Origin of the sequence: Methylosinus sp. R-45379, from assembly GCF_001644125.1 — a bacterium.
In the GTDB taxonomy this organism is placed as follows: Bacteria; Pseudomonadota; Alphaproteobacteria; order Rhizobiales; family Beijerinckiaceae; genus Methylosinus.
On sequence record NZ_LUUM01000057.1, the window covers coordinates 65817 to 88422 of the forward strand.

Annotated in this window: 21 protein-coding genes; 2 read left to right on the forward strand and 19 right to left on the reverse strand. The window is 65.1% G+C overall.

What is annotated here, in order from left to right; genetic code table 11:
- Nucleotides 1-10 precede the first annotated feature (10 nt).
- The 16 genes from A1351_RS03300 to A1351_RS03370 form a co-directional block, all read right to left on the reverse strand.
- Nucleotides 11-934, reverse strand: a complete 924-nt coding sequence (locus A1351_RS03300) for a metal ABC transporter substrate-binding protein (RefSeq protein WP_157096069.1) — start codon at nt 932-934, stop codon at nt 11-13.
- A 3-nt stretch (nt 935-937) separates the two neighbouring features.
- Complete coding sequence (locus A1351_RS03305) at nt 938-1807, reverse strand: metal ABC transporter permease (RefSeq protein ID WP_024878003.1); 870 nt, start codon at nt 1805-1807, stop codon at nt 938-940.
- Nucleotides 1797-2555: a metal ABC transporter ATP-binding protein gene (locus tag A1351_RS03310; RefSeq protein ID WP_064032185.1), complete on the reverse strand. Its 759-nt coding sequence runs from the start codon at nt 2553-2555 to the stop codon at nt 1797-1799. The genes A1351_RS03305 and A1351_RS03310 overlap by 11 nt, the downstream gene beginning before the upstream one ends.
- A gap of 11 nt (nt 2556-2566) precedes the next feature.
- The gene (locus A1351_RS24355) at nt 2567-2740 is read right to left on the reverse strand and encodes a hypothetical protein (protein WP_157096070.1); all 174 of its coding nucleotides are present in this window, start codon (nt 2738-2740) and stop codon (nt 2567-2569) included.
- A gap of 49 nt (nt 2741-2789) precedes the next feature.
- Nucleotides 2790-4067, reverse strand: coding sequence for a glycerate kinase (locus tag A1351_RS03315; RefSeq protein ID WP_064032188.1), 1278 nt, complete (start codon nt 4065-4067; stop codon nt 2790-2792).
- Between the two features lie 129 nt (nt 4068-4196).
- Nucleotides 4197-5171: a CoA ester lyase gene (locus A1351_RS03320; protein ID WP_024878006.1), complete on the reverse strand. Its 975-nt coding sequence runs from the start codon at nt 5169-5171 to the stop codon at nt 4197-4199.
- A 27-nt stretch (nt 5172-5198) separates the two neighbouring features.
- Complete coding sequence (locus A1351_RS03325) at nt 5199-7946, reverse strand: phosphoenolpyruvate carboxylase (RefSeq protein ID WP_024878007.1); 2748 nt, start codon at nt 7944-7946, stop codon at nt 5199-5201.
- 70 nt (nt 7947-8016) lie between these two features.
- Nucleotides 8017-8904 carry a succinate--CoA ligase subunit alpha gene (gene sucD / locus A1351_RS03330; protein ID WP_018267462.1) on the reverse strand — a complete coding sequence of 296 codons (888 nt, stop codon included), beginning with the start codon at nt 8902-8904 and terminating at the stop codon, nt 8017-8019.
- A 22-nt stretch (nt 8905-8926) separates the two neighbouring features.
- Nucleotides 8927-10096 (reverse strand): malate--CoA ligase subunit beta, encoded by a 1170-nt coding sequence (locus tag A1351_RS03335; RefSeq protein WP_024878008.1) that lies wholly within the window; start codon nt 10094-10096, stop codon nt 8927-8929.
- Between the two features lie 44 nt (nt 10097-10140).
- On the reverse strand, nt 10141-10770 hold the full coding sequence (gene fchA, locus A1351_RS03340; RefSeq protein ID WP_024878009.1) for a methenyltetrahydrofolate cyclohydrolase: 630 nt from the start codon (nt 10768-10770) through the stop codon (nt 10141-10143).
- Between the two features lie 20 nt (nt 10771-10790).
- Entirely contained in the window at nt 10791-11651 is an 861-nt protein-coding gene (locus A1351_RS03345; RefSeq protein WP_024878010.1) for an NADP-dependent methylenetetrahydromethanopterin/methylenetetrahydrofolate dehydrogenase, read from the reverse strand.
- 191 nt (nt 11652-11842) lie between these two features.
- Nucleotides 11843-12784, reverse strand: coding sequence for a D-2-hydroxyacid dehydrogenase (locus tag A1351_RS03350; protein WP_024878011.1), 942 nt, complete (start codon nt 12782-12784; stop codon nt 11843-11845).
- Nucleotides 12785-12902: 118 nt separating this feature from the next.
- Complete coding sequence (locus A1351_RS03355; protein ID WP_024878012.1) at nt 12903-14096, reverse strand: aminotransferase class V-fold PLP-dependent enzyme; 1194 nt, start codon at nt 14094-14096, stop codon at nt 12903-12905.
- Between the two features lie 148 nt (nt 14097-14244).
- Nucleotides 14245-15969 (reverse strand): formate--tetrahydrofolate ligase, encoded by a 1725-nt coding sequence (locus tag A1351_RS03360; protein WP_024878013.1) that lies wholly within the window; start codon nt 15967-15969, stop codon nt 14245-14247.
- Nucleotides 15970-16630: 661 nt separating this feature from the next.
- Nucleotides 16631-17035 (reverse strand): peptide-methionine (R)-S-oxide reductase MsrB, encoded by a 405-nt coding sequence (gene msrB, locus A1351_RS03365; protein WP_026599704.1) that lies wholly within the window; start codon nt 17033-17035, stop codon nt 16631-16633.
- A 234-nt stretch (nt 17036-17269) separates the two neighbouring features.
- The gene (locus tag A1351_RS03370; protein WP_018267453.1) at nt 17270-17578 is read right to left on the reverse strand and encodes a YdhR family protein; all 309 of its coding nucleotides are present in this window, start codon (nt 17576-17578) and stop codon (nt 17270-17272) included.
- 213 nt (nt 17579-17791) lie between these two features.
- Between A1351_RS03370 and A1351_RS03375 the strand changes: the two genes are divergently transcribed.
- Both A1351_RS03375 and A1351_RS03380 read left to right on the forward strand, forming a co-directional pair.
- Nucleotides 17792-18835 (forward strand): alpha/beta fold hydrolase, encoded by a 1044-nt coding sequence (locus A1351_RS03375; protein WP_024878015.1) that lies wholly within the window; start codon nt 17792-17794, stop codon nt 18833-18835.
- 43 nt (nt 18836-18878) lie between these two features.
- Nucleotides 18879-19556: a DUF938 domain-containing protein gene (locus A1351_RS03380; protein WP_026599705.1), complete on the forward strand. Its 678-nt coding sequence runs from the start codon at nt 18879-18881 to the stop codon at nt 19554-19556.
- Nucleotides 19557-19609: 53 nt separating this feature from the next.
- Here A1351_RS03380 and A1351_RS03385 read toward each other — a convergent pair whose 3' ends face one another.
- From A1351_RS03385 to A1351_RS03395, 3 genes are all read right to left on the reverse strand, one after another.
- The gene (locus tag A1351_RS03385) at nt 19610-20872 is read right to left on the reverse strand and encodes a polyhydroxyalkanoate depolymerase (RefSeq protein WP_024878017.1); all 1263 of its coding nucleotides are present in this window, start codon (nt 20870-20872) and stop codon (nt 19610-19612) included.
- 167 nt (nt 20873-21039) lie between these two features.
- On the reverse strand, nt 21040-22017 hold the full coding sequence (gene cbiB / locus A1351_RS03390; RefSeq protein ID WP_024878018.1) for an adenosylcobinamide-phosphate synthase CbiB: 978 nt from the start codon (nt 22015-22017) through the stop codon (nt 21040-21042).
- Nucleotides 22018-22020: 3 nt separating this feature from the next.
- The gene (locus A1351_RS03395) at nt 22021-22572 is read right to left on the reverse strand and encodes a YbhB/YbcL family Raf kinase inhibitor-like protein (protein ID WP_024878019.1); all 552 of its coding nucleotides are present in this window, start codon (nt 22570-22572) and stop codon (nt 22021-22023) included.
- Nucleotides 22573-22606: the final 34 nt, after the last annotated feature.

Sequence of the window (22606 nt, forward strand, 5' to 3'; positions counted from 1 at the left end):
ACCGTGAGCGTCAGGGCGCGAGCGCCTCGGTCAATTGCTTCACATTGAAGCGCATCAGCCGGAGATAGCTCGGCGCCGGGCCGTCCGGCGGGGAGAGCGCGTCCGAATAGAGCGTGCCGCCGACCTTGGCCCCCGTCTCCGCGGCGATGCGCTTGGCGAAGCGCGGATCGACGATATTCTCGAGGAACACGGCCGCGACCTTATGCGCCTTCACCGCATCGACGATGCGGGCGATGTCCCGCGCGCTCGCCTCGGCGTCGGTGGAGACGCCCTGCGGCGCGATGAACTCCACGCCATAGCGCGCCGCGAAATAGCCGAAAGCGTCGTGAGTGGAGACGACGCGGCGGCGCGCCCGCGGAATGGCGTCGATCGCCGCGACGATCTCGGCGTCGAGCGCGCCGAGCGCATGGAGATATTCCGCGGCATTGGCCTTGTAGCGCGCGGCGCCGTCCGGATCGGCCTCGACCAGCGCGTCTCTTATGTTGGCGACATAGATTTTGACATTGGCGACATCCTGCCAGGCGTGCGGATCGACGCCTTCACCCTCCTTGCGCGGCGTGACGGCTCGGCTCGCGGTGACGATGCGGGCTTTGGTCTTGGAGGCGGCGACGAGCCGGTCGATCCAGCCTTCGAAGCCGAGGCCGTTGACGAAAACGAGCTTGGCCGCGGCGAGGCGGCGCCCGTCCTGCGGGCTCGGCTGATAGACATGGGCGTCGCCGTTCGGCCCGACGATGGTCGTGACGTCGATGCGGTCGCCGCCGACGATGCGGGCGAGATCGCCGAGAATGGAAAAGCTGGCGACGACCGGCAGCCTCGGCGGCGGCAGCGGCGCAGGCTGGGCGCGAAGCGGCGAGGCGAGGAGCGCGAGCGTCGCCAGCACGGCGCGACGCGACAAAAGGCAAAAATGCGAGGACGTCGCGCGCGATGTTTCCATGCGTCACCCCTCCAAATGTCGCTTGGGCCTCCGCAAGCGAATCACGCCGCCGGTCTTTCCGAAAATCAAAGAGAGGAAATAAGCGCCGCCCGCCATGAGGATGATCACGGGTCCGGCGGCGAGGCCCGTGCGGAAGGACAGGACGAGGCCGAAATAAGAAGAGGCCGCGCCGATCGCCGCCGCCAGCGGCAGCGCCCCGGTGAGGTCGCGCGTCCACAGCCGCGCCGAGGCGGCCGGCAGCATGATGATTCCGACCGCCATCAGCGTGCCGAGCGCATGGAAGCCGGCCACCAGATTGAGCACCACCAGCGCCAAAAAGGCGAAGGGAATCCATTCGCCCAGCGGGCTGACGCGGCGGGCGAAGAGCGGATCGAAAGTGTCCAGCGCCAGCGCCCGATAGGCGAGCGCGAGCGCCGACAGAGTGAAGCTCGCAATGGCGGCGAGGAAGATCAGCGTGGCGTCGTCGAGCGCCAGCACCGAGCCGAACAGCACATGCAGGAGATCGACATTCGAGCCCTTGAGCGAGACGAGCGCGACGCCGAGCGCCAGCGACACGAGATAGAAAGCCGCGAGTGAAGCGTCCTCGCGCAGGGCCGTCCAGCGCGCCGCTGCGCTCGACGCCACGGCGACCGCAAGGCCGGCGAGCAGGCCGCCGAATGTCATCGCCGGCAGCGACAGACCGCAGGCGAGATAGCCGAGCGCCGCGCCCGGCAGAATGGCGTGCGAGAGCGCGTCGCCGGCCAGCGACATGCGGCGCAGAATCAGGAAGACGCCGAGCGGGCAGCCGGAGATCGACAGAGCGATTGCGCCGACCAGCGCGCGGCGCATGAATTCGTAATCGACGAAAGGCGCGATGAAGAGCTCATGCAGCATGGGGAGTCTCGTCGCGCCGGCATTCCTCGGCCTCACGATCGTACGCTTCGACCATGTGGCTCGCCTGCGCGAGATGCGCCTCGGACAGCGCCTCTTGCGTCGCGCCCCAGAAGATCGGCTCGCGCGCCAGCAGCAGCGCCTGCGGAAAGGCGCGGCGGGCGAGATCGAGCTCGTGCAGAACCGCGATGACGGTGCGGCCCTCCTCCCGCCAGCGAGCGATGATCTTCACCAGATCGTCGATGGTTCGGGCGTCTATGGCGCCGAAAGGCTCGTCGAGCAGAATGACCGGGCAATCCTCGACCAGCAGCCGCGCGAACAGCACGCGCTGCATCTGGCCGCCGGAGAGCGTGCCGATCGCGCGGTCCTCGAAACCCGCGAGGCCGACCGCGGCGAGCGCCGATGCGATGCGGGCGCGCTCCGCCGCGCCGACGCGGCCGAAAAGCCCGATGCGGCGCATCGCGCCCATGGAGACGAAATCCAGCACATCTATCGGAAAGGCGTGATCGATCTCGGCGGATTGCGGCAGATAGGCGATATCGCGCAATGCGAGGCCGTCATAGACGATGCGACCGCCGAGCGGCGTCAACAGGCCGGCGAGCGCTTTGAGCAGAGTGGATTTGCCGGCGCCGTTCGGCCCACAGACGGCGAGCCCCGCGCCGGCCTCGACGACGCCGGAAATGTGATGCACGGCCGGGCGACGCTCATAGCCGAGCGTCACATTCTCCAGCCGGATCGCGCCAGCGCTCATTCGTCGCGCCTTCAGCTCAGCGCCCAATAGACCGCGGCCCAGAGCAGCGCCAGCACGGCGGCCGCGGCGAGAAGCCGCTCGCCCGCCGAAAGGCGCAGCAGCGAGACGCGGCCGTCGGCGCGCTCGCCATGCGCATGAGCGGCGGGCGCGTCCTTTTGAAAAATCGCCGATTGCGGTCGGTTCATTTTCAAATGTTATATTATAACAGATGCGGCCGGCAAGCCCGGAATGCCCTCAACTCGCCCGACCGGGCACGAGAATGACGCGGAAGTCGTTCACATTGGTGCGCGTCGGGCCGGTGACGAGGAGATCGCCGAGCTTCTCGAAAGCCGTATAGGCGTCGTTATTGGCGAAGAGCGCCTTGAGATCGACGCCCTGCGCCGCCGCCCGCGCGAAGGAATCGGCGGTCATGATCGCGCCGGCGTTGTCCTCGCTGCCGTCGATTCCATCCGTATCGCAGGCGATGGCGGAAATGCCGCCGAAGCCCTCGAGCGCCAGCGTCAGCGCCAGCAGGAACTCCGCGTCGCGGCCGCCCTTGCCATTGCCGCGCACGGTGACGGTGGTCTCGCCGCCGGAGATGATGGCGACGGGCGGCGCGATCGGCTGCGCATGGCGGGCGATCTGCCGGGCGATGCCCGCGTGGACCAGCGCGACATCGCGCGATTCGCCCTCGAGATCGCCGAGGATGAGCGGCGTGAAGCCGGCCTTGCTCGCCACTGCGGCGGCGGCGTCCAGCGAGCCTTGCGGCGTCGCGATGAGAATGTTCTCGACGCGATCGAAAATCTTGTCGCCGGGCTTCGGCGTCTCGCAGGCGTCCGACGAAAGATAGGCCAGCACGGCGGCCGGCGCGTCGATCTTATATTTGGCGATGACGGCGAGCGCGTCCTCGCGCGTCGTCGGGTCCGGCACTGTGGGGCCGGAGGCGATGACGGAGAGATCGTCGTTCGGCACGTCGGAGATCATCAGCGCGACGACCTTGGCCGGCGCGGCGGCGCGGGCGAGACGTCCGCCCTTGATGGCGGAGAGGTGCTTGCGCACGCAATTCATCTCGGAAATGGTCGCGCCGCTCTTCAGCAGCGCCTTGTTGACGGCCTGCTTCTCCTCGAGGCTGACGCCGTCCGCGGGCAGCGCCATCAGCGCCGAGCCGCCGCCGGAAATCAGCGCGAGCACGAGATCGTCCTCAGTGAGGCCCTGGACCTTCGCGAGGATGCGTCCCGCGGCGGCGCGGCCGGCGGCGTCCGGCACCGGATGCGAGGCCTCGATCACCTCGATCTTGGAAGTGGGGGCGCCATGCTCGTAACGGGTGACGACGAGGCCCTCGATCGGATGCGGCCAATGCGCTTCGACCGCCGCGGCCATGGAGGCCGCCGCCTTGCCCGCGCCGACGACGATGGTGCGGCCTTTGGGCGGCGCGATCTTCTCGAGGAAGGCCGGCAGGCAGACGGACGGATGCGCCGCGCCGACAGCGGCGTCGAACATGGCGCGGAGAAGCGTGCGGTAGTCGTCAGACATAGACCAAATCCCTGAATCTCGACGTTCTCCCTTCTCCCGCTTGAGGGAGAAGGGAGAGAGCGCTACGACCGTCGTGTTCTCCCTTCTCCCACTTGTGGGAGAAGGATGCGCGCCCGACGATTCGGCTGCTTACGCAGCGCCGATCTGATCCGCCTTGTCGATCAGCGCCTGCGCCATGCGGATGCTGGCGATGTCGATCAGGCGGCCGTCGAGAGACACGGCGCCGCGGCCTTCCTTGGCCGCCTGCTCCATCGCCTCGAGAATGCGGCGGGCCTTCTTCACTTCCGCCTCGGAAGGCGTGAAGACCTGATTGGCCAAATCGATCTGCGAGGGATGAATCGCCCACTTGCCCTCGAAGCCGAGGACCGCGGCGCGCTTGGCGGCGGCGATATAGCCATCCGGATCGCCGAAGTCGCCGAACGGGCCGTCGATCGGACGCAGGCCATAGGCGCGCGCGGCGACGAGGAAGCGCGTCTGCGCCGCATGCCACTGGTCGGCCCAGAAATACTGGCGATTGCCCTCGGCGTCCTTGTCCGAGAGAACGCCATAATCCGGGTTCACGCCGCCGATGACGGTGGTGCGGGCGCGGGTCGAAGCGGCATAGTCGGCGACGCCGAAGGAGAGCGCCTCATTGCGCTTCGAAGCCTGAGCGATCGCCTCGACATTGGCCATGCCGAGCGCGGTCTCGATCAGCAGCTCGAAGCCGATGCGCTTGGTGCGCTTCTTGTAGCTCTCGATCTGCGTGACCAACATGTCGATGGCGTAGACGTCCTGCGGAACGCCGACCTTCGGAATGAGGATCACGTCGAGACGCGGGCAGGCCTCGACGACATCGACCACATCGCGATAGCAGAAATGCGTGTCGAGGCCGTTGATGCGCAGCGTCATGGTCTTGGAGCCCCAATCGATCTCATTGAGGCCCTGGATGATGTTCTTGCGCGCCTGCTCCTTGTCGTCCGGAGCGACCGCGTCCTCGAGGTCCAGGAAGACCTGGTCGGACTTGGAGGTCGCGGCCTTCTCGAACATGCCCGGGGCAGAGCCCGGAACGGCCAGCTCGGAGCGATGGAGACGCGGCGTCGCCTGCTCGATCAAAGTGAAACTCATGATGACTCCCTTTCCCTGTGTAAGAGCTTATCCGGTGGCGCCGAGGCCGGCGGCGATGCAGCTGATCGACAGCAGCAAAGCCGACTTGTATTCCTCCTTCAGCGCTTCCTCTTCGGTGGTGCGGAACAGGCGCAGCAATTCCACCTGCTCGCGGTTGACCTCGTTGATGGTGGCGAGGCGATGCGCGAGCCGCGCCTGATAGTCGGTGAAGCGCGCGCCGATCTCGCCGCCGCCGGTGATGCGCAGCACGCTCTCGCAAGTGAGGTGATATTCGGCCTCGATCGCCGAAAAGATTTTCTTGCGCACGGCTTCGTCGGCGACCAGCGAAGCGTATTGCCGGGCAATGCCGAGATCGACCATCGCCAGCGTTTTCTCCACCTCGTCGAGGATGAGGCGGAAGAGGCGCGAATCCTCGAACATGCGATGCAGCAGCTGCAGGCCGCGCTCGCCGCGCACCTCGATGAAGCTGGTGAGGCCGGAGCCGACGCCATACCAGCCGGTGATGGCGTGACGGTTCTGCGCCCAGGCGAAGACCCAAGGGATAGCGCGCAGATCCGCGAGGCTGCGCGCGCCGAAGCGACGCGCCGGCCGCGAGCCGATATTGAGCAGCGAGATTTCCTCGAGCGGGCTCGCCGCCTGGAAATAGGCGACGAGATCGGGATCGGCGATGAATTTGCCATAGGCCGCGAGCGAGGCGCCGGAGAGCGCCTCCAGCGCATCGTCGAACTCCGCGCGGGGAACGAGCGCATCCTCGCGCTCGGACTTCAGCGCATGGGCGAAGACGCTGCTCGCCAGCAGCTCCAGCTGATAGGAGGCCGTGCCGCGATTGGCGTATTTGAAGGAGACGACCTCGCCCTGCTCCGTCACGCGGAAGCGGCCGCGAATGGAGCCCGCCGGCTGCGCGGCGATGGCGTGTCCGGTCGGCGCGCCGCCGCGGCTGACCGAGCCGCCGCGGCCGTGGAAGAAGGCGATGGCGACGCCCAGCTCCTCGCCGAGGCGCGTCAGCTTGGATTGCGCTTTCGCCAGCTCCCAGTTCGACGACATGAAGCCGCCGTCCTTGTTGGAGTCGGAATAGCCGATCATCACCTCTTGCACATTGCCCTGCCAGCGCGTGCTGCGGCGCACGACGGGCACGCGCAGCAGCTCGCGCATGATGACGGGCGCGGCGCGCAGATCGGGAATCGTCTCGAACAATGGCACGATCGGCAGGGTGCACAGCTCGAGGCCGGCGTCATCGAGATAGAGCCCGCCATGCTTGGCCAGCACATAGGCGCCGAGAACATCGGCGACCGAATGCGTCATGGAGAGGATGAAGCTGCCGAAGGCCTCGCGATCGAGGCGCGAGCGCATGTCCGCGACCAGCGCGAACATGTCGAGCGTATCTTGCGACTCCGGCGCGAGGCCTGTGAGCGGAACGCCATTGCGCGGCTGCGCCAGCTCGGCGATGAGCCAGGCCTGCCACTCGGGCGAGTCGACGTCCGGCGCATCCTTGCCGGTCTTGATGCGATGAATGTCGCGCAGCGCATTATTGGTGCGCGTCGTGTTCTCGCGCAGATCGAGACGCACGGTGCTGAAGCGGAAAATCTCCACCGCGCGCCGCGCCGGCCGCACCATATCGGCGGCGAGCGACGGGCTGCGGCTCTCGATCAACGCCTGCTCCAGAATGCGCAGATCGCGGATCAGCTCGTCGGCGTTGCCGTAGCGCGCCTTGCCGCGACCTTCGCCCTTGGTGGTGAGGATCGTCTCGTCGAGCTTGCGCAGCACGCAGGTGAGATATTGGCGGAAGGCCTCGCCGTGATTGCGCGTCTTGATCCTGTCGGCGTCCTCGACCTGCGCCAGCTCCGCCTCGAGCGCGGCGCGGAACTCGGCCGGGATCGTCACCGAGCCTTCGCTGATCGACAGCACGCGCGCGAGATCGAGAATGCGCTGGCGATAATATTCGAGGCTGGCGAGCGCGTTGACGGTCATCGTCTCGCGCGTCACCGCATTGGTGACGAATGGATTGCCGTCGCGGTCGCCGCCGATCCAGGAGCCGAATTGGAAGAAGGGCGTGATATCGAAGCGCTCATTGGGATAATGAGCGGCGAGCGCGCTCTCGAAGGAGGCGAGCATCTCCGGCGCGAGATCGAAAAGATTTTCGGCGAAGAAATGCAGGCCCCAGGCGACCTCGTGCTCGACGGTCGGCTTCTCGAGATGCAATTCGCCGGTGAGCCACAAAAGCTCGATCTGATCGCCGACGGCGCCGATGCGGCTGGCGCGCTCGCGATCGGTCCAGCGCGAGGATTCGAGATCCTTCAGCAGCAGATAGATCTTGCGATTCTTCTCGAGGACGGTGACGCGCTTGGCCTCGGTCGGATGGGCGGTGATGACCGGGCGAATGCGCAGCGATTTGAGCTGCGCGCGAATCTCGTCGGCGGTGACGCCGGACTTGGCGGCGTCCGCCAGAACATGGGCGAAGGAGCCGAGCAATTCGTCGCGGCCCTTGGCGCGCTCTATGGTGCGGCGGCGGCGCATGGCCGAGGCCTGCTCGGCGATGGAGAGCAGCTGAAACCATATGCCCTGCGCCTGCAGAGCCCGCGCCATCAGCGCCGGCGGCAGGCCGGCGGAGGAGCCGAAGCCGCTCAGCACGGGCGCGATCTCCGGCTGATGGCGCTTCACCACGCCCACGAGCTGGTCGAGCAGAAAAGCCGCCGCCTCTTTGACCGATCGCGTCGCCAGCGCCGAAGGGGCGGCGGACGAGGTCGATTCGGACAAGACCTTCTGGTCGGCGGTCATGCAGTCTCCCTGGCTATGGTGAGGCGGATGGGAGCCTCTCCCCGCGGCGCGGGAAGAGGCGTTTCTCGTGTCACGCGCGCTTCAGCACGGCGGCGACGGCCGAGCCGAACTCGGCCGGGCTCGGCGCCACGGCGAGGCCGTAGGACTTCATGATCTCGGTCTTCTCCGCGGCGCTGTCGCCGGTCGCCGAGATGATGGCGCCCGCATGGCCCATGCGGCGACCCTTGGGCGCCGTGAGGCCGGCGACGAAGCCGACCACCGGCTTGGAGAAATTCTCCTTGATCCAGGCCGCTGCCTCGGCCTCCTGCGGACCGCCGATCTCGCCGATGATGAGCACGGCTTCCGTCTCCGGATCCTGATCGAACAGCACGAGATGATCCAGGAAGGACGAGCCGTTGATGGGATCGCCGCCGATGCCGACCGAGGTCGAGATGCCGAGCCCGAGCTCCTTCAGCTGCGAGGCCGCCTCATAGCCGAGCGTGCCGGAGCGCGAGATGAGGCCGACATTTCCCTGCTTGTAGATATGGCCGGGCATGATGCCGAGCATGGCCTTGCCGGGGCTGATGATGCCGGCGCAGTTCGGCCCGACCATCGTCGGACGCTTCTCGCGCGGATAGCGCAGGAAGTAGCGCTTCACGCGCATCATGTCCTGCGCCGGAATGCCGTCGGTGATGGAGCAGATGAGGCGAATGCCCGCGTCGGCCGCCTCCATGATCGCGTCGGCCGCATAGGGCGGCGCCACGAAGGTGATGCTGGTGGTCGCGCCGGTCTGCTTCACCGCCTCGCGCACCGTGTCGAAGATCGGCACGCCATGCACGGTCTTGCCGCCCTTGCCCGGAGTGACGCCGGCGACGACATTGGTGCCGTAGTCGATCATCTCCTTGGCGTGGAAGCTGCCCTTGTCGCCGGTGATGCCCTGGACGAGGATGGGCGTTTTTTCGTCGATGAGAATGCTCATTGTTTCCTCCCGGCCTCGCCGCTCACTTCACGGAGCGCCAAGCGGCGACGGCCTTTTGGGCGGCGTCGGCCAGCGAATCGGCGGTGATGACATTGATGCCGCTCTCGTCGAGCAGCTTGCGGCCGGCCTCGACATTGGTGCCGGCGAGACGCACGACGAGCGGCGCCGTGATGTTGGTCGCCTTCACCGCGTCGATGACGCCCTGCGCGACCCAGTCGCAGCGATTGATGCCGGCGAAGATGTTGACGAGCACCACCTTCACATTGGCGTCGGAGAGCACGAGACGAAACGCCGTCGCGACGCGCTCGGCCGAGGCGCCGCCGCCGACATCGAGGAAGTTCGCCGGATTGCCGCCCGCGTGCTTGATCATGTCCATCGTCGCCATCGCGAGGCCCGCGCCATTGACGATGCAGCCGATCTCGCCGTCGAGCCCGATGTAGTTTAGCGCATGCTCCAGCGCCTGCGCTTCGCGCGGGTCGGACTGCGAGGGATCATTCATGTCGACGATGTTGCGGCGACGGAACAGGGCGTTGTCGTCGAAGGACATTTTCGCGTCGAGCGCGAGCACCTTGTCGTCCTTGGTGACGACCAGCGGATTGATCTCCAGCATGGTCGCATCATTGTCGCGGAAGGCGCGATAGGCGCCGAGGATCGACTGAACCGCGCGCGACACCTGCTTGAGATTCAGGCCGAGCTGAAAGGCCAACTCGCGCGCCTGGAACGGCAGCAGGCCGACGGCCGGCTCGACGATGACCTGAAGAATAGCGTCCGGATCGGTCTTGGCGATCTCCTCGATCTCCATGCCGCCATGCTTGGAGGCGATGACGCGCACGCGCTCGAGCTTACGGTCGAGGACGAAGCCGAGATAGAGCTCGCGCTCGTAAGGGTCGGCGAGCTCGACGTAGACGCGCTGCACCGGCTTGCCTTCCGGCCCGGTCTGCTTGGTGACGAGACGCTTGCCGAGCAATTCGCGCGCGGCCTGCTGAACCTCGTGATAGGTGCGGCACAGCTTGATGCCGCCCGCCTTGCCGCGCGCGCCGGCGTGAATCTGCGCCTTCACCACCCAATGCGAGCCGCCGAGCTCGGTCGCCGCGTAAACGGCCTGATCGGGGCTGAAAGCGACGGTGCCGGGGGGCACGGCGACGCCGCAGCTCGCCAATAATTCCTTGGCTTGATACTCATGGACGTCCATGTTTCCTCTCCCCTTGCAGTTTTATCGCCGGCTCGAGAGTGAAATTACGAGCCGATCTTGTCTCTCACGACCTTGTAGACGGCTTCGGTCTTCTCGGCGGCGGCGGCCAGCAGAGCCTCGACCTCGCCGATCTGTTTCTCTGCGAACTCGCGATCCTTGATCGCTTTTGCATTGATGTAGACGTTGAGCGCGGCGCTCCGCAATCCGGCATTGGCCGCGAGAACGGCGACGCCGGCGTCGCTGATAACGTTGAGATTGCCTTTGTCGGCGGCGGCCTCGGAGAGGACGATCACCTCGAAGCAGGCCTTCACGGCGCGCAGCGGCGCGAGCGTGGCGTCCTTCAGCGCGGCCTGAATGGCGGCCGAGCGCGCGGCCTTGTCCTCATCGGTGGCGCGCGGCAGGCCATAGGCCCCCATCACAGAATTGAAGGCGACGACATCTTCGTCGATCGCGGCGGTCAGCTCGGCGCGAACGCGCTCCGCCTCGGCCCGCGCGGCTTTGAGATCTTCCTCGACGGATTCGTAATTCTTCTTGCCGATGGTGAGATTGGCGACCATCGACACCAGCGCCGCGCCGATGGCGCCCATCACCGCAGCGGCGCCGCCGCCGCCCGGCGTCGGACGCTCGCTGGCGAGATCGTCGAGAAATTTGCCGATCGTTTCGTCCTTGGTCATTCTCGTCGATCCCTCGAAAGTCAGGCGTTCGCCTTGGCCTGCACGTAGATTTCCTCGGCGTCGAGCACCTTGTCGGCGCTCTCGAACAATTGCGCGATGCAGGCGCGATGCAGCTTCAGCTTCAAGCCGCCGACGCCGAGCGCGCCAATGACGATCTTGCCGTGACGCTCCTTCGCCTTGTCGATCGCCTCGACGCCGCCGATTCCGAGCGGCGGCTGCGCATTGACGTCCGCGAGCAGCTCGATCGTCGGATCATTCTGCCAATCCTGCTCTTCCAGCAGCTGCACGCCGATGGCGCCCGCCGCGAAGACGATATTGGTTCCCTTCACCGCCGCGGCGCGGGCGGCGTTATCCACCGCCTCGATCGCGGTGGGCGTGAAACCGAAACGCTCCTGCAGCGCGGCCGCCGCAGCGTCGGCGCGCGACTTCTGGCGCGAGGTGATGGCGACCTCGGCGCCCTCCGAATGCAGGAAGGCCGCGGCGCGCAGGCCGACCGGGCCGGTGCCGGCGAGCACGATGGCCTTCTTGCCGGCGAGCGGCTTGGCCTTGGCGAGCAGCGCCACGCCCGCGGCGGCCGTCGTGTTGGAGCCGTTGGAGTCGAGCATCACGGAGACGCGGAAATTCGAGAAGAAGCGCTTGCGCACCGCTTTGAACAAGGTCTCGCCGGCGACCATATCGCCGCCGCCCACGAAGAGCGCGGTGAACTGCTTCTCCTTCGGACCGCGCGTGTAGATCGCGCCATCGACCAGCGCGCCGACATTCGCAGGCGTCACATTGGCGTAGCCGATGACATGATCCGCGCCGCCGTCATAGGCGACGACCGTGTCGAACACGCTCGGGACCGCATCGGTGTCGAGAAGGAAGAGCAGCTTTTGAGTCATAGCAGTTCCTGTGAAAGGCTGTCCGTCATGGCCGGGCTCGTCCCGGCCATCCACGCCACGAGGCCACGCAAGGCGCCCGACATGCGCCGAGTCATTCCTGTTTCGTCTCGACCGCTCCACCGCCGTTCGGCGTGGATGGCCGGGACGAGCCCGGCCATGACGCCTGGTCGGGCGCGAGACTGCAACTGCGCTTACGCCGTCACCAGATTGCGCGGCGCGCCGGCGACGAAGGCGTCGACATTGTCGATCAGCTGATCGGCCAGCACCTGCATCGCCTCCTTGGAGGCCCAGGCGACATGCGGCGTGACGATGAGATTGGGAATCGTCGGATCGAGCAGAATATTGCCCTGCTTGGGCGGCTCGACGGTCAGCACGTCGAAGCCCGCGCCGGCGATGACGCCATTGCGCAGCGCATCGGCGAGCGCCTGCTCATCGACGATGCCGCCGCGCGCGGTGTTGATGATGATCGACGTCTTCTTCATCGAGGCGAGCTCTTTCGCGCCGATGAGATTCTTGGTCTGCGGCGTCAGGGGCAGATTGAGCGTGACGACATCGGCCTCGCGCAGAATGGTCGGAATGTCGACGATGCCGGGGCCGGGAACGACGTCATTGATGAGCAGCTTCATGCCCAGCGCCTCGGCGCGCGTCGCGATCGACTTGCCGAGCGCGCCATAGCCGATGATCCCGAGCGTCGAGCCGGCGATGTCATAGATCGGATAGTCGAAATAGCAGAACTGGTTCGACTCCTGCCAACGGCCGCGGCGCACCGAATCCACATAGTTCACGAGATTGCGGCGCAGCGCGAAGATCAGCGCGATCACATGCTCGGGAAGCGTGTTGAAGGCGTAATTGCGGATGTTGGAGACGGTGATTCCATTGGCCGTCGTATAGGCCTTGTCGATCACGTCGGTGCCGGTGGCGGCGACGGCGATCAGCTTGAGATCGGGAAGCTGCTTCAGCGCTTCCTCGCGCAGCGGAACCTTATTGGTGATGGCGATGGTCGCGCCCTTGAGGCGCTCGACCACATCGGCCGGAGAGGTCTGCGCATATTCCGTATAGTCGTGCGGGAAATTCGGCTTGCGCAAATTGGCGTCGAGCGTCTCGCGATCGAGAAAGACGATTTTGTGCGACATGTTTGCTGCTTCCCCCGAAGTCGCTCGGCCATTTCGGCTCGACATTTTGCGACGTCGAAACGTCGCGTCTCGTATTGAAGAAGCAGCCTCGCCCGCAATGGGGCGAGGCCGCGAATCATCAGGCCTGGAGGATCGGATTGGCGCGATAGACGGCCTGGGCTGCCGCGACGCCGCTGCCGGCCGTGACCGGAATGCCGACGTCGAGCATCGCCATTTCCGCGCCCGCGATGGCGCCGAGCAGCATCAGCTCGTTGAGATCACCGAGATGGCCGATGCGGAACACCTTGCCGGCGACCTTGTTGAGGCCGGCACCGAGCGCGAGATTGTAGCGCTTATAGGCGATCTCGATGACCTTGGCTGCGTCGAAGCCTTCCGGCACCACGATCGCGGTCACAGTGTCGGAGTTCCACTTGGCTTCCTTGGCGCAGGGCTTGAGGCCCCAGGCCGCGACCGCGGCGCGCACGCCCTCGGCGAGATGGTGATGACGCGCATAGACCTGATCGAGGCCTTCCTCGAACAGAACATTGAGCGACTCGCGCAGGCCGTAGAGCAGCGGCAGCGCCGGCGTGTAGGGGAAGTAGCCGGTGGCGTTCGCCTTCACATGATCCTGGAAGTCGAAATAGGCGCGATGCAGCTTGGCGGTCTCGCCGGCCTTCAGCGCCTTCTGGCTGACGCTCATGATGGCGAGGCCGGCCGGCAGCATGAAGCCTTTCTGCGAGCCGGAGACGGCGACGTCGACGCCCCACTCGTCCTGCTTGAAGTCCAGCGAGCCGACGGAGGACACGCCATCGACGAAGAGCATGGCGGGATGCTTGGCGTTGTCGATCGCCTTGCGCACGGCGCCGATGTCCGAGGTCACGCCCGTGGCTGTCTCGTTATGGGTGGCGAAGACGGCCTTGATCTCGTGATTCTTGTCGGCCTTCAGCGTCTCTTCGATGCGGTCGGGATTGTTGCCGACGCCCCACTCCTCGTCCTGCTCGATCACATCGAGACCGATGCGCTTGGCAAGGTCGATCCACAGATGGGTGAACTGGCCGAAGCGCTGCGCGATGACCTTGTCGCCGGGCGACAGAGTGTTGGTGATCGCCGCTTCCCAGCCGCCGGTGCCCGAAGCCGGGAAGATGAAGGCCTGAGCGCTCTCGGTCTTGAAGACCTTCTTGAGCTGGGTGAACAGCGGCAGCGTCAACTCGGGGAACTTCGGCGAACGATGGTCCTCGGAAACGACATTCATCGCGCGCAGGATACGGTCCGGAATATTGGTCGGGCCGGGAACGAACAGAAAATTGCGGCCCGGAATTCTGGAATTCGACATGTCTTGGGCTCCCTTCGAGCTCATCGGTTCGAGTTTGTTTTCGTCGGACGCGGGGAACGAGGCCCGGCGCCCGTTGCTTCTTCCCGCGGCGGCCGCGCTCAGAGCGGGCTCTGATCGCTCGAACGAGATCGTTCGAGCGAAGAGCGCTCTAGAACAGGCCGGCGATCCGCCCGTCCGCGCCGACCTCGATATTGTTGGCGGCGGGAACCTTGGGCAGGCCCGGCATGGTCATGATGTCGCCGCAGACGACGACGACGAATTCCGCGCCCGCCGACAGCCGGAGCTCGCGCACCGGGATCACATGACCCGAGGGCGCCCCCTTGGCGTTGGCGTCGGTCGAGAAGCTGTATTGCGTCTTGGCGATGCAGACCGGCAGATGGCCGAAGCCCTCTTTCTCCAGCTCCGCGAAGCGCGTCTTCACCGACGGATCGAGCGCGATGTCCGAGGCGCCATAGAGCTCGCGCGCGATGGTGCGCACCTTCTCCACCAGCGGCAGATCATCGGCGTAGAGCGGCTTGAACTGCGTGGGCTTGGCCTCGATCGTCGAGACGACCTTATGGGCGAGTTCCGCCGCGCCCGGACCGCCCGAGCCCCAATGATCGGCGAGCACGCAATCGACGCCCTCGGCCTGGGAAAGCTTCTGCAGCAGCTCGATCTCCGCCTGCGTGTCGGTGCTGAAGCGGTTGACGGAGACGATCACCGGCACGCCGAACTTCTGCACATTGGCGATATGGCGCTTCAGATTGGCGAAGCCCTTCTCCAGCGCCGCGACATTCTCGACCTTCAGATCATCCTTGGCGACGCCGCCATGCATCTTCAGCGCGCGAATTGTCGCGACGATGACAGTGACGTCCGGCTTGATTCCGGCCTTGCGGCATTTGATGTCGAAGAACTTCTCCGCGCCGAGATCGGCGCCGAAGCCGGCTTCCGTCACCACATAATCGGCGAGCTTCAACGCCGCCTTGGTGGCGATGACCGAATTGCAGCCATGCGCGATATTGGCGAAAGGCCCGCCATGGATGAAGGCCGGATTATTCTCGAGCGTCTGCACCAGATTGGGGGCGATGGCGTCCTTCAGCAGCGCGGCCATGGAGCCCTGCGCCTTCAGCTCGGAGGCGCGGATGTTCTTCTTGTCGCGCGTCTGCGCGACGATGATGTCGCCGAGCCGGCGCTGAAGATCCTCGAGGCTGGTGGCGAGGCAGAAGATCGCCATCACCTCGGAGGCGACGGTGATGTCGAAGCCGTCCTCACGCGGGAAGCCATTGGCGACGCCGCCGAGCGAGGAGACGATCGAGCGCAGCGAGCGGTCGTTCATGTCCACAGCGCGGCGCCAGGAGATGCGGCGCGGATCGATGCCGAGCGAATTGCCCCAATAGACGTGATTGTCGATGAGCGCGGAGAGCAGATTATTGGCCGCGCCGATGGCGTGGAAGTCGCCGGTGAAATGGAGGTTGATGTCCTCCATCGGCACGACTTGTGCATAACCGCCACCGGCGGCGCCGCCCTTCACGCCGAAGCAGGGGCCGAGGCTCGGCTCGCGAAGGCACATGATGGCCTTCTTGCCGATGTGATTGAGCGCATCGCCCAGGCCGACCGTGGTGGTCGTCTTGCCTTCGCCGGCGGGCGTCGGCGTGATGGCGGTGACGAGGATCAGCTTGCCGTCCGGGCGGTCCTGCAGGGAGCTGAGATAGTCGAGGGAGATTTTCGCCTTGTAATGTCCGTAAGGCAACACATGTTCGGCGGGGATGCCGAGCTTCTCGCGGGCGACGTCGACGATCGGACGCATGGACGCCGCTTGAGAGATCTCGATATCGGATTTGGGAGAAAGATGCTGGTTGCCTTTCCCGCTGGCCGGGATGGACGTATCGGACATTACAATTTCTCTCCCCTCGCAGAAAGCGTTTCGCCCGCCCTCGAAGATTTATCCGGGCCGAGTGGCCATGCCCCGCGCAGTGGAAATCCCTGCGCGCGCCGCCAACGACCGTCGGGCCAAGACCGAGAAACCCGGTCTTCGCCGTCATTGTTCCGCGAAACTAGAACCTTCCGATAGTTTCATCAAGAACCACGGCTGGCGGACATTCGGCCCTGCGACATCGTCTCCTGCCCGCAAGACGCCGATCGATATCCGCGGCCCCGTGGCTATGGAGAGATCGAAATTCCTCGTCAAGCGAAAATATCAGGCGATATAGCCCACAGTTTCCGCGGAAATCGAGCGATTGCGACGCTCTCCTCTTCGTTCGGAGTCGCGTCCCGCTCTCTTCGCACATTCGAACAGCCGGGGCCGTCCGCCCACCCTTTACCTATCCGATCAGAGCGTTCGTGATCGACTGGCATGGCGCGCGCGCCGCGGCCGGCTCGTCCCGTATAGGTTTGAAAATCAATATCCAGAGTGGGAAATATAGTCCCGTGCGCCCGCGCTCCCGATCGAAAGGAGCGTATAAGCTCGCGCCAGAGCGTCGTCGCGGCCCACCCGTACCCCTTCGAGCGGGGGAGGGGAGGGTCGCTCGACGAATGGGGTAGCGCCTACCCGCCCGTCACTCGGGAAAAAAAGTCAGGGCGAGGCCATTGATGCAATAGCGAAGACCGGTGGGCGGCGGGCCGTCGGGAAACACATGGCCGAGATGCGAGCCGCAGCGGCTGCAATGCACCTCGGTGCGGGTCATGCCATGGGTGTGATCGACGGAGGTGGCGATGGCGCCGTCGAGCGGATCGAAGAAGCTGGGCCAGCCCGTGCCGCTCGAGAATTTCTGGCGCGTAGCGAAGAGCGGCTGATCGCAGCCGGCGCAGGAGAACACGCCAGGGCGCTTCTCCTGGTCGAGCGCGCAGCTGCCCGGCGGCTCGGTGCCATGGCGGCGCATTATGACATATTGATCGGGAGTGAGGCGCGCGCGCCACTCCTCCTCGGTACGGGTGACGGGGAATTGATCTCCGCTGGTCATGGCGTCCTCCTCGAGAGCGTTCGGTTCGCCGCCGGCGACATGACGAAGCTTATCGGGACCGGGCGTCACGGAGAAGATCGTTTCCGCGCCAGTGGGGAGATTCCATGCGGAAAAGCGCGGCGCCCCGCGGGCCGCCTCCTATGAGCATGATGTTTCGCGCGTGGCGCGAGAGAAGCATGCTCGGGCGCGGAGGCCGCGAAGCTCGCGGCCTTCGACCTCGCGAGCGACGCGTCTTTAGTAGAAGGGCGAGTAGATCGCCTTGCTGGCCTCGGCGACGACATCGCCATTGTAGAGCCGCACCGTCAGCGAGCCGCCGAGCTGCTGCGCCGCCTCGGCGAGATAGCCGGTGGCGTAGGCCTTGGCGTTCTCGAGCGAGTCGAATTCGTAGAAGCCGCCGATTGTGTTGGTGTTGATCCCGCTGAGCCAAGTCTTGCTCTTTATGCCGGGATTTTTCTTCATCGCGACATCGATCTCTTTCCAGGGGATTTGCTCGAAAGGAATCGACACCTGAATTTCAGCGTAGAGAAATATCTTCTCACCCATGCCGGCCTCCGCGAATCTCTCGCGCCTCACGCGCATTCGGCGGCAATTAAAATCATAATCCCACTAGTCTAACAACGCTAATTTTCGTCGTAGCGGCAGCATGGCAATATGACAGTTTTGTTTTATATGCGACAATTCGCCTGCCCAATTTTTATCTCTTGATATTTTCGATATGATTTAGCAGCATCTGCGCGAACCGACGCGGAGGCATTCGTGACCGAGGCTTACTACTCGCAGAAGACCCACGGCCCTTTCGAGACGCAGGCGCTCGGCGATTTCGATCTCGTGAGCGGAGAGAAGATACGCGACCTCGAGATCGCCTACGCCACTTTCGGAAAGCTCTCGCCGGCGCGCGACAACGCCGTGCTGTTTCCGAGCTGGTATTCCGGCTCGTCGAAAATTCTCGAGCTCGCCTATGTCGGCCCCGGCCGCGCGCTCGATCCAGAAAAATATTTCATCATCCTGGTCAATCAGATCGGCGCCGGCCTCTCCAGCTCGCCGAGCAACACGCGCGCACCCTTCGGCGCCGCGCGCTTTCCCAAGGTCGAGATCGCCGACGACGTGCGCGCGCAGCATCGTCTGGTGACGGAGACATTCGGAATCGAGCGCCTCGCTCTCGTGCTCGGCGGCTCCATGGGCGCGCAGCAGACCTATGAATGGGCCGTGCGTTTTCCCGAGGCGGTGCGCCGCGCCGCGCCCATCGCCGGCCTCGCGCGCGGCACGCCGCATAATCGCCTGCTGGTGCAGACATTCATCGACGCGATCACCTCCGATCCCGCCTTCGAGGAGGGCTGGTACGAGCGCGCCTCTCGCGTCCATCGCGGCTTGCGCCGACATTCGCGCGTCTTTGCTGCCTCCGGCTTCTCTCCGGCGCTCTACAACACGCGCGGCTTTGCGGAGCTGGGCTTCACGACGACGGATGATTTCGTCACCGGCTTCGTCGAGAATCACTTCCTGCCGCAGGACCCCAACAATCTTCTTCTGCTGCTGCGCAAGTGGCGCGACGCCGATGTCTCGCGAAACGCCGATGGCGATCTCGCGACGGCGCTCGGCCGAATTCGCGCAGAGACCTCCGTCATCGCCATCGACGAGGACGGATTCTTCCCGCTCGCCGACATAGAGGCCGAGCAGAAGCTCATCCCCAAGAGCCGATTGCGCCGCGTTTCGTCGACTTGGGGCCATCTCGCTCTCTTTGGAGCGGACGCCGCCTATAATTCGGCGATCGATCGCCATCTCGCCGAGCTGCTCGCCGCCTGACGGCGCGCGAATTCCCTGTGCAAGCGTAAAGGAGGAGCAAGCAATGTCGAACGTCACCGCCGAGGCCGTCGTCATTCCCGCCGACCGTCCGCCGATCGATCCCTATCCGCTCAGCCCCTATGTCGCTTGGGCGGGCAATCGCAATCGCGATCCGATCCTCGACGTGTTCAAGGAAATTTTTCCAAAGAGCGGCAATGTGCTCGAGCTGGCCAGCGGCGCCGGCAATCACATCAATTATTTCGCGCCGCACTTCAAGGAGCTGTTCCTGCAGCCTTCTGATTACGACGCCGATGTCTTCGAGACGATCAAAGCCAAGCGCGCGGAAGCCGGCGCCGCCAATGTCGCCGATCCACTGAAGATCGATCTCACCAACTCCGAGACCTGGCCCGATGCGAAAGATCGCCTCTATGACGTGATCTTCGTCGTCAATCTGTTCCAGGTCGCGCCCGTCGCCATCGCCGACGGCATCGCGCAGCTCGCGGCGAAGCTGCTGGCCAAGGACGGATTCGTCGCCATCTATGGCCCGTTCAAGGTGGAGGGCGGATATACGACCGCCTCCAATGAAGCCTTCGATAAGGAAATCCTCGCCGCCCAGGTCTCCGAATGGGGGCTGAAGGATGTGCGGGACCTCGAGAAGGCGGCCACGCCGCATGGAATCGCGCTGAAGAAGATCGTCGATCTTCCGGCCAATAATTTCATCCTGATCTTCGGCCGCGCCTGACGATTTCGAGGCTTCTCCCCGCCGCGAAGCGCGCGGGGAGAAGCGCGCGCCGCTCAGCTGGAATAAGTCTCCACCCGCGTGAAGAAATCGCGGATGCGCGGTACGATGTCGCGGCGGAAGCGCGAGCCGTTGAAGACGCCGTAATGGCCGACGCCCTCTTGCAGATAATGCTGCTTGCGGACTTCCGGAATATTGGCGCACAGCTCTTGCGCGGCGTAGGTCTGGCCGACGCCGGAGATATCGTCCTTCTCGCCTTCCACCGTCAGCAGCGCGGTGCGCTGTATGGCGGAAAGATCGATGATCTCGCCGCGGTGGCGCAGCAGGCCCTGCGGAATCTCATGGCGGATGAACACTTTCTCGACCGTCTCGAGATAGAACTCGGCGGCGAGATCCATGACCGCGAGATATTCGTCGTAGAAGTCGCGATGCTTCTCGGCGGAATCGCCGTCGCCCTCGACGAGATGGTTGAACATATCGAAATGCGCGGCGACATGGCGCTCGAGATTCATCGCCATGAAGCCCGAGAGCTGCAGAAAGCCCGGATAGACCTTGCGCCCGAACCCGGCATGGGGAAAGGGCACGCTGTGGATGCAATTGCGATGGAACCAGTCGACGCCGCGCTCCACGGCGAGGCGATTGACCGCCGTCGGGCTGCGGCGCGGATCGATCGGTCCGCCCATCAGCACCATGGATTCCGGCGCATCGACGCCGCCCTCGCCATCCAGCGCCGCAATGGCGCAGATGAGCGGCACGGACGCCTGGCAGACGCCGAGCGTATGCAGCGGAACGCCATCGTCGCGCTTCGACAAGAGGCGCAGCGCATCGACGAGATAATCGACATAATCGTCGAGACTGAAGACGCCTTTCTCGGTCGGCACGGAACGCGCGTCGCACCAATCGGTGATGTAGACGTCATGGCTCGGCAAAAAGGCCTCGACCGTGCCGCGCAGCAGCGTGGCGTAATGGCCGGACATTGGCGCGACGATCAGCAGCTTGGATTGGCGCGGCGCCTCGCCCTGGAAGATTCGCTGGAAATGCAGCAGCCGACAGAAAGGCCGCTCCCACACCACCTCCTCGACGATGGGCGTCGCCACGCCATCGACGAGCGTCTCGGGAAGATCGAAGACCGGCTTGCCATAGCGGCGCGTCATGCGCTCGAACAATTCCGCCGCCGCCGCGACGCTGCGCCCTACCGACGTATGCGCGAAGGGATTGAACGGGCTCTTGAAGGTCGTGAGAGTCGCGTCCGACATCGCCCGCGCCGGGGCGAAAGCCAGATGCATCATCTCATAGAACTGGTACGATATCCGGTCCATCTCTCCACGCTCCCTTCATGCGCGGCCGCCGCTCATTCGAGCTGTGCTGCGACGCACAAAAAAGAAATTATAGCATAGTCAATGTCTCCTGAAATGAAATCTGGTGATGTTTTGCGCTAGGCGCCAAAAATTTTTCACTTCGCCCGCTCGAGCACCAGCTAATCTGCTCAATTACTGAGCAACACCAGAGCGGCGCCTGCGAAAGCGCAGATCGCCGTCGCCGCGGCGCAGCTGAAAATCCGCAAGGCGCGGCGAATATCCGCCGGCGTCGCCTCTGCGCGGCCCGAGCCGAGCCAGACGCCCGCGACCTCATGGGCGCCATAGGCGCGCGGGCCGCCGAGCCGCAAATCCAGGGCGCCGGCCATCGCCGCCTCCGGCCAGCCGGCGTTGGGCGAGGCATGCGCGCCCGCATCGCGCAGGCAGGTCGAAATCGCGGCCCGGAAGGAGGTCCCCGTCAGCGCGGCGCCTATCGCGATGAGAGCCGCCGAGAGGCGCGCGGCGGGAAGATTGAGGAGATCGTCCAATCGGGCGCTCGCCCAACCGAACGCTTCGTGTCGCATCGTCCTGTGGCCTATCATGCTGTCGGCCGTATTCACGCCTTTGTATATGAGTGCCCCGGGCAGTCCGAACAAGACGGTGGCGAGGGCCGGGCCGATGACCCCATCCGAGAAATTCTCGGCGAGGCTTTCGATCGCCGCCCTGCTCACGCCCGCCTCATTCAGCCGCGAGACGTCGCGTCCGACGATTTTTGCGACGCTGGCGCGGCCGCGCTCGAGCGAGACGTCGAGCTCCTCTGCAACATCCTTCACATGCGAATAGAGGCTGCGCTGCGCATAGAGGCTCGAGGTCAGCACGGCGAGCGGGACAATCCCGAAAGGCAAAGCGAGGCAGGCCGCCTGCAGCAGAAGGCCGATCCCGCAAGCGATGGCGACGACGATGAGGATCGCGCCGACGCCGGCGAGACGACGCAGCAGCGGCGGCGCGCCACCCCGATTGAGCCGGCGATCGAGCGCGGCGATCAGCGCGCCGATCCAAGTGACCGGATGGCCGATGGCGGCGAAGAGCCATTGCGGATAGCCGATCGCCGCCTCGATCGAAAGACCGAGCGCGGCGAGCGCCAAATTATCCGCGAGAGCAGCGAGCAAAGCTCAGCGGCCGTAGAGGCCGGTGAGGCTCGCCTTGGCGAGGACATTCTGATTGACGATGAAGCCGACGAGCGAGGCCGTCGCGCCCTCCGGCGCCTCCACCGTCTCGATGCTCAGCGCATAGATGGTGAAGACATAGCGATGCGGCGGATCGCCGACCGGCGGGCAAGGACCGCCCCAATGGGAAAAGCCATAGTCGTTGCGGATCGGCTTCGCGCCCGCCGGGAGACCAGCGTCGCCCACCGCTCCGGCGCCTTGCGCCAGCGCGCGCGTGGAGGCGGGAATATCGACGACGAGCCAGTGCCAGAAGCCGGCGCCGCCGGTCGGCGCGTCGGGATCATGACAGAAGAGCGCGAAGCTCTTGGTTCCCGCCGGCGGCTCGCTCCAATTCAGCTGTGGCGAGACATTGTCGCCCGTCCCGCCGAAATCGTTGAAAACGAATTTGCGATCGATGGTCGCGCCCTCGGCGATATCCGGGCTGGACAGCGAAAAGCCGCCGCCTCCGGCCTCCGCCGGCGCGAGGAGAATATGGAAATCGAGGAGATTGCGCGTCATTTCGGCCCCCTGTCTCGCTGCTCTGGACGAGGAC